Genomic DNA, 13252 nt, shown 5'->3' with positions numbered 1-13252 from the left:
GAGAGCCTTCCAGATGGCGCCTTCCCACGCGGAAAGGCATTTCTCAACCATCCGCACGAGCTATGAGGGGGTCTCTCCTGCCGCCTCTCGCTCGAAGGATGCTCGAAGCTGCAACTTATGAATCTTCCCACTCCCGGTCATCGGGAATTCCCGAACGAAGCGAACATATCGTGGAACTTTGAAGGGAGCGAGATGCTGACGGCAGTACGCCACGACCTCTTCCTCAGTCAGGCGCTCCCCTTCCTTGAGCTGCACGAAAGCAGCCGGGACTTCCCCCCACTGCGGATCGGGGACGCCGATGACGGCCGCAGCAACGATCTTAGGATGTGACACGAGGAAGCTCTCGACCTCCAGAGCCGAGACGTTCTCACCCCCAACGCGCAGCACATCCTTCAAGCGCCCCAGGAAGATCAGGTATCCGTCTTCGGTGAGCATGCCACGGTCTCCCGTGTGCAGCCATCCTCCCGCATCAATGGCGCGCGCCGTCTCCTCGGGCATTCCATAATACCCCCGCATCACGCTGTAACCGCGCACGCAGATCTCCCCGGGTTGCCCAGGCGCCAGGCGCTCTCGGGTCTCCGGATCCCGGATCTCCACTTCGATGCCCGACTGAGGCCGCCCATTCGTCTGCAACCGCTTCTCCCGCGCATCCCGCCAATCGGTGATGCAGACGTTCGGACTAGCTTCCGAGAGCCCATACACGGAGCACACCTGTCGGATGCCGATCTCATCAGCGATCATTTGCAGCAGTGCTGGAGAGCCGGCCGCCCACCCCTTCCTCAAACTCGAACGATCTCGACGCGCGAAGTCCGGATGCTCCCGAAGCATGAAGAACATCGTCTCGATGCCGATATATGCCGTGATCCGCTCTTCCTCAAAGAGCCGCAACGTCTCCCCTGCGTCGAACTTGGTCATCATGTGTAAGACGTGGCCGCGCGTGATGGCCCCAAGGAGCGCACACACCGATCCCCCAATGTGAAACAGGGGCATAGCCGAGAGCACGCGATCGTTCTCGTCGAAGCCCGCACGCCCGGCCATGATGAAGGCGTTGCGCAAAGTCTGATCGTGCGCGAGCATGACGCCTTTCGGAAAGGCCGTGCTGCCAGACGTATATTGGATGAGTGCGATGTCATCCGGACGAACGTCCGCTTCCCGTTGGCGAAGTACACGCTCCCACCTGGGTTCAGCGCCAAGCGCAAGCACATCGGCGTAGGCGAACATCCCCGGCGACTGCGGCCCGAGCGTGACGAGGCGTTTCAAGTATGGGCACCGACGGGATCGAAGCTCTCCGGGCGCACAGACGCTCGCCTCCGGACAGAGTTCGCGAACGACAGCCTCGTACTCGGTGTCTAAAAAGCGATCCATCGTGATGAGCGTCGCCGCTTCGGATTGCCGCAGGACGTATTCGAGTTCCCCAACTTTGAACCTCGTGTTGACATGGACCACGATGGCTCCGATCTTCGCGATGGCGAACTGCGCAATGGCCGCTTCCGGCAGGTTGCCCAGCCACAAAGCGACGCGTTCCCTCGCAGCGACGCCGAGCGCCAGCAACCCGCGAGCTAAGCGATTTACTTCGGCCAAAAATTCTGCCGCCGTGTACGCCCGCCGGAGAGCCTTTCCACCGGGTCCAGGGTTCTCAACGTGATGGAAGACGAAGAGCTCTCTTTCCGGAAATTGCGCCGCCAATCGTTCCAAAGCCACCCCATAAGTGAGAGGTGACCACTCAAAGGTCTCGTTGTAAAACGCCGTCATGCCTCCTCCGTTCACGGCCGAAGCAGACTTCAGGTCTTCGGAAGCGCTCCGATCATCTGCAAGACGCGCGCGCTGTCGTAAAAAATCTGCAGCTTCCAGATCTGCCCGTGTCGAATTGTGAAGAGATCCACGGCCTCGAAGGTGACCTGTCGCCCGGTCTGCGTCCGTCCCTCGAAGTGAATCTCGACAGCGACATCGCCCTCTGAGCTGAAGAAGAGTCGCCGCACGTCATCGAACCGCTCGGGATAAAACTGCAGCACGTTCGCATAGAACTGGCCGATCGCCTCACGCCCGACGATGGGATCGGACATCGGAAAATGCAGTGAGGCATCGGGTGCGAAGAGCGCGACCAAATCATCAAGGCGGGTTTCATTCACAGCGGCGAAATACGCGCGAACGACCTTCTCCGACTCGACGTTCATCGAGCTTCCTCCTCCCATTCAGATGCTTCCTTTCACTGAGCGGTGAACCCACCATCAACGACGAAGACGGCCCCGGTCACATAACTGGCCTCGTCGCTGGCGAGGAAAACGATACAGTTGGCGATCTCCTCGGGCCGCGCGATCCGCTTGAGGAGCGTGAAGCTGGCGTACATCTGTCGCACCTCTTCCGGACTTCCACCGCTCGCAACGCGCCGACAGGCGCGGTCGAGCAAGGGGGTATCCACCGGCCCCGGACAGACGCAGTTCACCCGAACGCCGTACTCGGCGTAATCGGCGGCCATATTTCGCGTCAGTTGAATGACGGCCGCCTTGGAAGCGCCATAGGCGGAGAACTCTCGCACGGCCACGAGACCGCCAACTGAGGCGACGTTAACAATGGCTCCTCCACCGGCCCGAATGATCTCGGGGATGGCGAACCGACTCATGCGATAGACGCCGTTGAGATTGACGGCGATCTGCCGCTCCCACTCCTCGTCGCGGGCCGTCGTGACCGAACCGACGGTCTCGGTCCCCGCATTGTTGATCAAGATATCGAGTCCGCCTAGGGAAGCGACGGCCTCAGCGACCATGCGTTCGGCGTCCTCGAGCCGCGAGACGTCACCGACGACAGCCACGACGCGCGCTCCTTGGGCGCGCAGCGTACTGGCCAACATGCGCGCCGACTCCTGCTCTATATCAGCGATGGCAACGGCTGCGCCTTCGGTGACGAATCGTTCGACTACGGCTCGACCGATGCCTGACGCTCCCCCTGTCACCAACGCGCGTTTCCCAAGGAATCGCATCTTCATCCTCTCCAGTCATGCGCTCCCAGACACGAGCTCCTTCACTCGATCCAAGGCTTGAAACGAAGCGCGCGCGCGAGCGGGATCCGCGAAGGGCGTGATATTCCAGAGCACGACGTGTCGCAGTCCGGCTTTGGCGAGGGCCCAAATCTGCTCAGCGATGTCCCCCGGAGTTCCATGAAGCGTGAAGTAGGCGACGATCTCGCGGGGCACTTTACGAATGGCTGTCATGGCCTCTTCGTATCCGAAGCGCGCCGGAATGTAATCGTGAAAACCGCTCACGCCGGGACCAAACGGCGGCTCATAGCCGAAGCGGCGGAAGACTTCGGCCGGAAGCAGCAAACACAGGGCTTTTACGAGGACCGCCTCCATCATGTGGGCGACGGCCGCGCGGTCCTCATCCACGAGCACATAGGCGAGCATGCCCGGCGTAATCGCTGCGGGATCGCGTCCGGCTTCGCGAGCAGCTCGGTGAATCTGCGCCAGCTTCTCGCTATATTCGGCCGGCGTCATCTTCGTCGGCAACCATCCATCGGCATAGCGCCCGGTGAGCCGCAACATGCGCGGCCCATGAGCGGCGATCCAGATCGGCGGGCATCGGCCTTCATAAGGCTGGAGACCAAGCACGGCGCTCTCCAAATGCCAAAATCTTCCCTCGAAATCAACAGGTCGCCCACCAGATCCCCACAATCGGCGAATGATCTCTAGCCCTTCCTCAAGCCGAGAGACGGGTTGATCGAAGTCGAGTCCATAGGGTGTGATGTTCAAGCGCTCGCCCGAGCCGAGGCCCAGGATCACTCGTCCGCGCGTGATGTGATCGAGCGTGAGCGCCGCTTGAGCGAGCATGGCTGGATGCCGACGGATCACATCGGTGACTCCAATCCCCAGTCGAATGCGGGTCGTTTGCACACCGACGGCGGCGACCGTCGCCACAGGATCGAAATAAATATCCGCATTCGGTTGCGTTTGCGCCAAGGGCGTGATCTCTGGCCGCCAAATCGCTTGTGGATGCCAACCCATCAGATGACAGGGCCACCAGACGGCGTCGTATCCTTTCGCTTCGGCCCGTTGCGCTTGCTGGATGACCTTCTCGAAAGGAGGCATGATCCCCCCAGGCGCGCCAATCTCGACACGCCGCCGCTCCACCTCCTCGGACCCTCCCCACGACATGGGCCGATCCTCCTTCACTCCCGCCCCGGGGCGCCGCGGAACTCCCGTCGTCTCATCCCATAGGGGTCAATGACCTCGCGCAGTAGACGAATCTCCTCGACCGTCGGCGGCTCCGTCTGCGGGACGTCCTTGGGAATAATCAAGGTGAATCCTGTCTGCACTTGGACCTCCTCGGCCGTAACGCCCGGGTGCAAGGACTTCAGCCGCATGTGCTTGCTCTCTGGCTCGAAATCCATCACGCACAAGTTCGTGATGACGAGCTGCGGCCCATTCTTCAACCCCAATCGCTCGCGGGAATCCCCTCCCTCCAAATATCCCGCGCACGAGCGGAAATCCACTCGCTCGACGAACGTCCGCGGCGTATGCGTCGTCGTCCAAATGAAGATGCGCTTGTCGAGCGACCCCATATCGCCCATCCCCGCCGATCCAGGCAGCCGTACTCTGGGTCGCGCGTAGTCGCCGATGACCGTGTTGTTAACGTTGCCGTATTTATCGATCTGCGCGCCCCGAATGCAAAAAGTCTCCAGAACGCCGCGATGCACGTAGGACCACATGTGCTCCTGCGACAGATACATGACGCACCGCTTCCACATCGTCGGATCGAGCGTATTGCCAATGATGGGCTCGGGTTGAGCATCCACGCCGACAGCCCCGGCGACCCATGTGAGCCCCGGCGCATGCGTGGCCCGTGCGAGCAGAATCGCGGCGACCGGAATGAAGGAGACCGTCCCGTTGAGAACGATGTCCTCGTTCCGAAACTGCCGAGCCAGTGTGACGACCATCAGCTCATCAATTGTGTAGTCGCGTGCGATCTCGGCCATACATCACTCCCATCTCCGGATGCGCAAAAGCGCTTCCGCTCCTCCAATCCGCTGCAGATACTCTTGGTGGGAGGCTGGCCCGTAGATGTATTTCTCGAGAAAGGCCCGCGTCCCTTCGATCGTGCGCGAGGCGGTCGCGTATTCCTGGAAAATCGCTCGATCGAAGGCGTACAAGGGATAAAGAGAACACGGATGAGCCCCATACGGGACCTCGACGACAGCATCCACCTTGAAATAGGGAATGCCCGTGTGAAGGGGCGTTCGCCGGATCTCTTCGTTCTCGACGATCTCTTCGACGGTGACGATGACGCGCCTCGCGGCACGCGGGAAGACATCTGCATCAAGCCAGATGGGCTTGGGGAAGAACTGGATGTTGCCGTAGATGTCCGCGCGATGCGCGTGGAGAATGGCGACGTCCGGTTCCAGGGCCCGACAAGCGACAACCTCTTGCCCGGTGAACGGGCAAGTGAGGATTCGCGTCGTCTCCGGATGCAACGCCAGTAAGTCCGTGCCGAGTCCAGAGCGCGTGACGAGAAAGGGGAGCCCATAGGCGCCCGCCAAAAGGCGCGACAAGAGCTGATGCTCGCTGTATTCCTCCATGACGACCGCGCCGGCTTCCACGGCTCGGCGGAAAGCGTGAGCCATACCGAATTCGTCGAGATTGACGATGATGGCGATGACGCGTCGCACGCATCCGGCCGCGATGAGCCAGTCCAGCCCAATCCCCCCGACGATCATCACGATCGTGAGATCGCGCTTGCCCGCTCGGATCAGCTCACGCACTAGCGCAAGCGGACTCATCTGTGTCCCCATGCCTTGCAACGCCACAATATCTCCATCCCGCACGAGGGACGCCGCTTCGGCCAGAGACACGACTTTTTTCGCCTTTTTCCCCATCATGAGTGCTCTCCTTCACCTGAAGGCGTCGCTGCACCCCACACGTCGAGGCCTTCCCTCTCAGCGCGAGTCATCTTCTCCCGGTCGAAAGTTCGCATCTTCTCCACATGAATAATGAGGATGAGCCGATCTGGGCTGTCATACCGAGCCACCTCGAGTTGCCTCTCTTCCGCGCTCATCTGCTGCCCATAACTCTCCACGTACGCAGCGATCCACCGGCGGACGAGCGTCGGGTCATCGGAGAATTCCACACGACCGCGCACAGTCACATGTTTTGAACCTTTTTCATCTTGGAAGCAGAGGGAAATCGCGGGATTCTTCCGGAAGGCTTTTACCTTATCCCGCTGCTTCGTGGTCGTGAGCATGATCTTCCCATCGAGGACTTGATACGCCATCGGAGCAACTACCGGTTGACCGTCTCGGGTGACCCAAGCGATCACGCAGCGCCAAGGGGGAGAAGTGATGAGCTGCCACGCTTCTTCATCGGTGAGCGTGAACGGTTCGATGTACTGTCGGCTCCACCAAATCGGCCGCGCGGAAGGTGATGATTTCTCACTCATAGCCTCACCCGTTCATTCACACCCGCCGAAGGTCTTCGACGACCGGCGCGTCGGGGGGAAAAGATCCTTCGGGGACGAAGACGATCTCATCGGGAGTCATGCGGATCTTCTCCTTCAGCTCTTGGGCGAGCACCTCCCTCAAGTTCGACTCATCGGCCGCGCCCTTCAATTCAATTTTCACCGTGAGCCGATCCCGAATCTCCGGGCGGTCTACGACGAGTTGAAATCGCCCGAGCTCGGGATGCCGACCGATGACCTCTTCCACCTCCCGTGGGACGATGAAGAGCCCTTTCACGCGAGGAATTTGCCCAACCCGGCCGAGGATCGGTCTCATCCGAGGCGTCGTTCGCCCGCACGGACAGGGCGTGCTATCGAGCCCTTCAGTGATGTCACCCGTCCGGTATCGGATACTCGGTTGAGCTCGTTTCATCAAATCGGTGATTACTAACTCTCCGCTCTCCCCTTCAGAGACCGGCTGCTGCGTCTGCGGATCGAGGACCTCGACGATGAAGCGAGGATCCAGGTGCATACCACCGTCTTCCGAGCATTCGGCGGCCACAAATGGGACTTCGCTCGTCCCGTAGATCTCACGCGTCCGGAAGCCAAAGGTTCGCTCCAGCTCTTGACGTAATGTCCGTGCCCGCAACTCCCCAGTTACGATGGCTAACCGGAGTGAGAGATCGCGTGCGGGATCGATCCCCATCTCCATGGCGACCTTGCCCAATTCCTCAGCAAAAGTAAAGAAAGCGAAAAGCACGGTCGTCCGCGTCGCCCGCATGACGTCCACATGCATTCGGCTCTGTCCAGCCCCCCCAGGAATCACCGCGCATCCGATCTTCCGAAACGCTTCGTCAACGACTGTCCCAGCAATGACCCAGTGATACGTGCACGTTACGTTCACGATATCTTGTGGACGGACACCACAGGTGAAGAACGCCTTGGCGGCGAGATCCACCACATAGGCGTAGTCCTCCGACGTAAAGATGATCAATTCTGGTCCGGGCGACCAGTAGATGCGGACCAGCGTTTCTGGCGCGACGGCCAGTAGCCGCCCAAATGGCGGATGCTCGCGTTGATCCTCAATAATTTGCAGCTTAGTCAGGCACGGCACCGCCGTTGTGAACTCTTCCAAACTGGCGATCGCCTCAGGTCGAACCCCGGCCGCCTCGAACGCGCTCCGATAGTACGCCGAATTCTCGTACGCGTAGGCGAGTTGCTGGCGCAAGCGCTCCCATTGCCAGCGACTCAATTCCTCGCGCGGCATCGTCTCTAAGCGAGCGTCCCAATAAGCCTCGATCATGTCTCCTCCCTCTTCTTATCCCGCCTGAGTGCGGAGCGGTTCTTCATATGCTTCGACGGGGATGAGCCGCTCCCTCGCTTTTTGAATTGCCCGAACGATGTCCTCGGGTTGGATCAAAGGCATCTCGAAATCCGGTCGAGAGAAGATGCCTTCCACTGCCCGCCGAATCTCCTCTTCGTCGCTCACGGTGATCCCCTGCAAGGCCTTGCGAAAATACTCCAGCGCGCCCGGCGAGAAGAGCGTCGCCTGCGGCCTCCAGTAAAAATCCCCCATAATCAAGCAGTCTTCAATGTCCCCCTGCTTATTGACAAGGAGGCTGGTGACGATCAACTTGCGCGCCTTATACGCTGCTTTGCCCAATCGGCTCCCCGAAGGCGCTTCCATGCACATCCGCTTTGTCGAGAGCCGCTTGATCCACGTCTCGCTCTCGAAGAAAGACACGGTCCGCGCCAGCTCAGCCGCCTCCTCCTCCGCCCACGCCTCGGAGACGATCCTTTCCTCTCCCATGAGCGCCCTCACATTCTCCTCGATCACCGCCTCGATGACTTCTTCGAGCCGAAGCGTCATCCCTTGCTGTTCGGCAATCTCCCGCAGCGGTTTCATGCGCGCCTGTGGTGTCTTGGTCTCTTTATCTTCGAATTTCTCCGGATAGTGATGCAGGCATTCAACATACGCGCGAGCTGTCTCCGGAGGCAGCGGGTCCCAGATGATCGAGCTGCATGCGGACCAATAGTCGGGCAAAGCGTAGTTTCCCGCGTAACTGGCGACGACCTTGTATCGCGCTTCCCCGAGCAGAATCTCCGTATCTCCGATGGCACGATATTCGGCCGTGAAGCCCAGCCGACGAAGAGCTGCTGCATTCGCCCGGCCATTCAAATCGGACTGAGAGAGAAGTGTGACAGTGGGTTTCTCGTAGGGCCTCCGATAGTAGTAGAGGATCAAGGGCAAGCCTTCCGTAAAGGCACCTGCTCCTCCTCCGCAGCAAAGATGGCGAAACGGAACGTGTCCGCGCTCGCGGACGCGCCGCGCGTCTATTCGATCCCCGTCGTCGTTCACTCCAATACTCAAGGAGGGACGTTCCTGGCTGAAGCGAAGCACAACGACAGTATTGCGGAACGTTCCCTCCCCCATTTCCTGTGCCATCAAATTGTCGATGGCTGACCAATACGAGTTCGGAACACCGACCATCTCAATCTTTCGAACGGACATAGCTCTCGCCCCCTTTCTCATCAAGAGTTTTCCGAAGGCCCCCCATTTTCTCCATCCTCTTTCCTGAGATCGGCAGGTGATCGAAGTCTGGGTCGATCCTCCCACCATTGGACGTGCCCCCTCAGCACGTCCTCGAGCGTGATACCCTCAATAGGCTGGTCCCAGCGAAGCGTCGTGTCCACGACCTGCAAGAGAACCCCAAAAGTGGATTTCGGTCGAAGGAATGTCTCCCGCCACGTCGGGGAGGAAAGATCAGTGCCAATCGTTTCAAATCCAAGAGCGCGGAACTGCTCCAGAGCAGCTTCGAGATCAGAAACGATGATCGTGAGATGATGGACGCCTGGTCCCCGGTGCCGCAAGAAGCGATGAAGGAAGGAATCGTCACGGATCGGCTGTAACAATTCGATCTTCACACCCGGCGGAAGGCGCAGTTGGACGGTCCGGATGCCCAACCTCTCATCATCTCCGCCCATGAGGAACTCGCCGCCGAGAACATCTTGGAACAGGACGAGCGCTTCCTCAATGGACCACACGGCGATGGCGATATGATCCACAGCCTTCACAGAGATACAGGTCGATGAGGATCCTGACACGTTGCTTTCTTCAAACGCGTTGGATTGGTCAGCCGATTCGAAGAAAATACCCGCGAGGGCCTGACAGGCTACCGCCATCCCAGTCCTCGAGACAGGACCAGCCGGACGCATCCTTCGATTTTCCGAACCCTTTCACATCCGCTCGAACGCTGCCCAGAGGCTGCCCCCCTCGCTCCTCAAGGCCAACCTCGCGCTACGAGCTCCCACATCCGTCATCAAACAACCGTTTGGTAAATTACCACACCTCGCCCATCGAGTCAAGTCCCCTTTTCCCCGCCCATTTCGGGGAGACCATCGAGGAAATCCGCATTGCCCCCACCGCATGTCTTGGGATATAGGGCGTCCCCCTACCGAGGGCTCTCGCAGCGACTCGGGCTAATGCTCCTCGCCCTTACCTAAGGCGCGCTCCAGAAGCTCGGCGATGTCGAGAGTCTCGATCGCTCGCCCCTCGGCCTTCGCTTTGACTCCGTCCTCCAGCATGATCAAGCAAAAGGGACAGGAGACGGCGACGACCTCAGCCTGCGTCGCGAGAACGTGCGCCGCCCGTTCGTGATTGATGCGCCGTCCCAACTCCTCCATCCACATCAGTCCGCCCCCGGCGCCGCAACAGAAAGCGCGATCCCGGCAACGCGACATCTCTCGCAGCTCGTGCGCACACGCTTGAACGACATCCCGCGGAGCCTCGTAGATGCCATTGTATCGCCCGAGGTAGCAGGGATCATGATACGTCACTGTCTGAGCCGAGAACTGCCAGGGACGCAAGCGTCCCCTTCTCACGAGATCGGCCAAAAGTTGGCTATGGTGAAGCACCTCGTAATTTCCCCCGAACTGAGGATATTCATGCGCGAGACAATTGAAACAATGTGGACACACGGTCACGATCTTGCGAACGTCATACTTCTCCAGGCGTTGAATATTCTCGCGCGCGAATTGCTCGAAGAGATATTCGTTTCCGATCCGACGGGCCGGATCACCAGTGCACCGCTCTTCCGCGCCGAGGACAGCAAAACGCAGACCAGCCTCTCGCAGTACGCGGACGAGAGCCCGAACGACCCGTTGATTGCGTTCGTTGAGCGCCGAGGCACATCCGATCCAGAGCAAGAAGTCTATCGAATCGGCCTCTCGAACATGCGGCACCATGAGATCGCGACACCAGTCGGTGCGCGAGAGCGTCGTCCCTCGGAAGGGATGGCCCCGGTCCTCGAGCGATCGAAGTGCTTCGGCCATCAGCTCTGGCACGCGAGCCTCCTCCATGACGAGATACCGTCGCAGATTCACGATCTTCGGCACATGCTCGATGAAGACGGGGCAGGCCTGCATACAGGCCATGCACGTCGTGCACGACCAAAGCGTTTCCTCCCGGACGAACCGCCCAATGAGGGGAACGCTCTCCTTCCCTGATGTCGATAAGGCCTCCCGGAGATCGAGAATAAGTGTTTTCGGAGAAAGTGGCTTTTCCGTCGCGGTGGCCGGACATTCCTGCTGACACCGCCCGCACGCGGTGCAAGCGTCCAAGTCGAGCAAGTCCTTCCAAGTGAAATCCTCGATGCGATTGATGCCCAGCACTTCGGACGCTTCGACGTCGAGTGGCTTGAGGCGCGCGCCAGCGGGCTCGATGGGACGGAGAAAGATGTTCGCCACGGCAGTGAAAACATGCAGGAGCTTCGTATACGGCAACCACGCGATGAATCCGAAGGAAAGCACCAGATGGAGCCACCAGAGGAACCGATGAGCACTCCGCATCGTCCCGACGTCCCACTGAGCCTCGAACCATTCAGCCAAGAGCCAGCCGATAGGCGACCAATGCCCCCACGGATCGTCAGTGGCCGCGATTCGTAATCCTTCGATGAGAAAGCCGGTGACCAAAATGCTGAAGACAAGGGCGAAGAGGCCGGCATCCTCCCAAGGTCGCTGTCGCAGCGCATTAGCGCGCTCGGGGACATTGACGTGCAATCGGGGTGATCGAACGAGATAGCGCTTCACGGCGAGCATCACCAGGCCGAAAATGGCCAACGCCCCGAATACGTCGAGAGCAACCGATTGAAAATAGAGATAAAAGGCGCCCTGCATGATCCGAATCTTGAAATCCTCATGAATCATCACGACGAGCGTGCCCACGAAAAGGACGAGAAATCCGGCGAAGAGAAGGAAGTGAAAGAATCCAGAGTAAGTCTCTCGAAGCATGCGCTGATGCGCCAACACCTCCAGGACGACGACCTTCGCGCGCGGAAGCACCTCTCCCCATCGGAACGCATATGGTCGCCCTCTTCGCCACAGTTGGTACCGGCGGTAAATGCCGTAGCCGAAGATCACCAAGGTCGGGACAAGTAAAGCATACATCACCCAAACATGGTCAATGTTCCAATAGACCTCGCGTGTTGGCATGCTCTTTCCCTCGACGATGCTTTTGACAAACGCCCGTTTGAGAAGTGGAAAAGGATACGCGAGGAAGCCTTGACTGTCGAGGATTCGCTCGCCTTTGGGAACGAGGCGTTCGCCGAAGGTCTGGAGGGGATCGCCCGACAATTCCCCCGTCGCGAGCTTTTGCTCTCACTTCTCGTTCTCCCGAACAACCCATAGATGAACCGATTCGAAGTGGCGTATACTAGCGGGTCGTGCGCTTTGCGAGAAAAGGCGTGACGGAAGCTGCCGCGCGCAGATCAGGTAGCCCAATGGAGCGAGCATTTGCTTCGGGGTTGATTTTCTCTGACGAAGCGAAGCCCTATCTCTCAACGGGAGGAGCTTCCGGGGCCGATTCTTTTCGCCCGAGGGATGGGTGATGCGCATTGGCCTGCCGCTCCCTCAACCGCTTCTTCCGGGTCGCGTCGTGCGACGCGTGAATCGTTTCGCTGTCGAAGTCATCGTCGGGGACTCGATTCGATATGCGCATCTTCCGAACTCCGGTCGCATGAAGGAGCTTTTAGTTCCCGGCGCCTCGGTGCGCATTCATCCGACGGAACGCGGTAAGACATGGGGGACCGTGCTGCTCGTCCGACATCAGGGCCGATGGGTGGGGGTGGACAGTCATATACCGAATCGCCTGTGGGAGGCGGTCCTTCGCGCCGGAGGCCTCCCGCCAATAGAGGGGGTGCGCTCTTGGGAGCGAGAAATCCAGTTGGGGGGAGAACGCATAGACTTCCGCGTACGGGCGGCCGATGGCTTTTGGTTTGTGGAGACGAAATCTTGCAATCGAGTGGAAAGAGGCATCGCGCTCTTCCCAGACGCTCCGACGGCTCGAGGCGCGCGTCACTTGCGCGCGCTCGCGCGCGCGGCGCGGCACGGGATGCACGCCGCTGTGATTTGGTTCGTCCAGCGGGATGACGCGCGTCTTCTGCGGCTCGATGCGCATGCGGATCCGGATTTCGCTGAAGCTGGGCGAGAAGCTCAGCGGGCCGGCGTGAAGTTCTGGGCTTATCTCTGCTCACTCACCCTTCGCCGCATCACGATAGAAAGCGCCATCCCTGTCGAGATCCCCTCCTGCCTCTGCTGATGGGCGTCAGGACTTCTTGAAGTGGAGCGAGCGCTCTCACAGCATGCCTTTCGCCGCGGTCGCGATGGCCGGCCTCATCGGCTCCGTTTTGATTCGAACAGATTCGCTTACTGTCGCTCATCCCCGCGCGGCTTGATGCATTGACCTTCGCCATTTCTCCATCGCATCTCAGCCGTCTCTCCGTGGAAAGGCGAAGTCTTCCGCTGAGCGAGAGGACGGAATGTCGAACTACAGC

Annotated in this window: 13 protein-coding genes; 2 read left to right on the top strand and 11 right to left on the bottom strand. The window is 59.7% G+C overall.

Annotation, left to right across the window (positions count from 1 at the left end; translation table 11 throughout):
- Positions 1 to 60 precede the first annotated feature (60 nt).
- The 11 genes from NZ746_08450 to NZ746_08400 form a co-directional block, all read right to left on the bottom strand.
- Positions 61 to 1752 (bottom strand): AMP-binding protein, encoded by a 1692-nt coding sequence (locus NZ746_08450; protein ID MCS6817396.1) that lies wholly within the window; start codon positions 1750 to 1752, stop codon positions 61 to 63.
- A gap of 29 nt (positions 1753 to 1781) precedes the next feature.
- The gene (locus NZ746_08445) at positions 1782 to 2174 is read right to left on the bottom strand and encodes a nuclear transport factor 2 family protein (GenBank protein MCS6817395.1); all 393 of its coding nucleotides are present in this window, start codon (positions 2172 to 2174) and stop codon (positions 1782 to 1784) included.
- Positions 2175 to 2206: 32 nt separating this feature from the next.
- Complete coding sequence (locus NZ746_08440) at positions 2207 to 2983, bottom strand: glucose 1-dehydrogenase (protein ID MCS6817394.1); 777 nt, start codon at positions 2981 to 2983, stop codon at positions 2207 to 2209.
- 9 nt (positions 2984 to 2992) lie between these two features.
- Complete coding sequence (locus NZ746_08435) at positions 2993 to 4147, bottom strand: LLM class flavin-dependent oxidoreductase (protein MCS6817393.1); 1155 nt, start codon at positions 4145 to 4147, stop codon at positions 2993 to 2995.
- Positions 4148 to 4161: 14 nt separating this feature from the next.
- Entirely contained in the window at positions 4162 to 4968 is an 807-nt protein-coding gene (locus NZ746_08430) for a hypothetical protein (protein ID MCS6817392.1), read from the bottom strand.
- 3 nt (positions 4969 to 4971) lie between these two features.
- On the bottom strand, positions 4972 to 5868 hold the full coding sequence (locus NZ746_08425) for a CoA transferase subunit A (protein ID MCS6817391.1): 897 nt from the start codon (positions 5866 to 5868) through the stop codon (positions 4972 to 4974).
- Positions 5865 to 6425 carry a pyridoxamine 5'-phosphate oxidase family protein gene (locus tag NZ746_08420; protein MCS6817390.1) on the bottom strand — a complete coding sequence of 187 codons (561 nt, stop codon included), beginning with the start codon at positions 6423 to 6425 and terminating at the stop codon, positions 5865 to 5867. Before NZ746_08420 ends, NZ746_08425 begins: the two co-directional genes overlap by 4 nt.
- A gap of 16 nt (positions 6426 to 6441) precedes the next feature.
- Positions 6442 to 7725, bottom strand: a complete 1284-nt coding sequence (locus NZ746_08415; protein ID MCS6817389.1) for a hypothetical protein — start codon at positions 7723 to 7725, stop codon at positions 6442 to 6444.
- A gap of 15 nt (positions 7726 to 7740) precedes the next feature.
- On the bottom strand, positions 7741 to 8934 hold the full coding sequence (locus NZ746_08410; GenBank protein ID MCS6817388.1) for a hypothetical protein: 1194 nt from the start codon (positions 8932 to 8934) through the stop codon (positions 7741 to 7743).
- A 20-nt stretch (positions 8935 to 8954) separates the two neighbouring features.
- Complete coding sequence (locus tag NZ746_08405) at positions 8955 to 9488, bottom strand: VOC family protein (protein MCS6817387.1); 534 nt, start codon at positions 9486 to 9488, stop codon at positions 8955 to 8957.
- 414 nt (positions 9489 to 9902) lie between these two features.
- The gene (locus NZ746_08400) at positions 9903 to 11912 is read right to left on the bottom strand and encodes a heterodisulfide reductase-related iron-sulfur binding cluster (protein MCS6817386.1); all 2010 of its coding nucleotides are present in this window, start codon (positions 11910 to 11912) and stop codon (positions 9903 to 9905) included.
- A 69-nt stretch (positions 11913 to 11981) separates the two neighbouring features.
- Here NZ746_08400 and NZ746_08395 point away from each other — a divergent pair, with 69 nt between their 5' ends.
- Together NZ746_08395 and sfsA are read left to right on the top strand one after the other, a co-directional pair.
- Positions 11982 to 12107: a hypothetical protein gene (locus NZ746_08395; protein MCS6817385.1), complete on the top strand. Its 126-nt coding sequence runs from the start codon at positions 11982 to 11984 to the stop codon at positions 12105 to 12107.
- Positions 12108 to 12306: 199 nt separating this feature from the next.
- On the top strand, positions 12307 to 13017 hold the full coding sequence (sfsA, locus tag NZ746_08390) for a DNA/RNA nuclease SfsA (GenBank protein ID MCS6817384.1): 711 nt from the start codon (positions 12307 to 12309) through the stop codon (positions 13015 to 13017).
- The last annotated feature ends 235 nt before the right edge of the window (positions 13018 to 13252 follow it).

Source organism: Blastocatellia bacterium, from assembly GCA_025055075.1.
Lineage (GTDB): Bacteria > Acidobacteriota > Blastocatellia > HR10 > HR10 > HR10.
The sequence above is the reverse complement of the archived record's forward strand: the minus strand, read 5'-3'. Positions and strand labels throughout refer to the sequence as shown.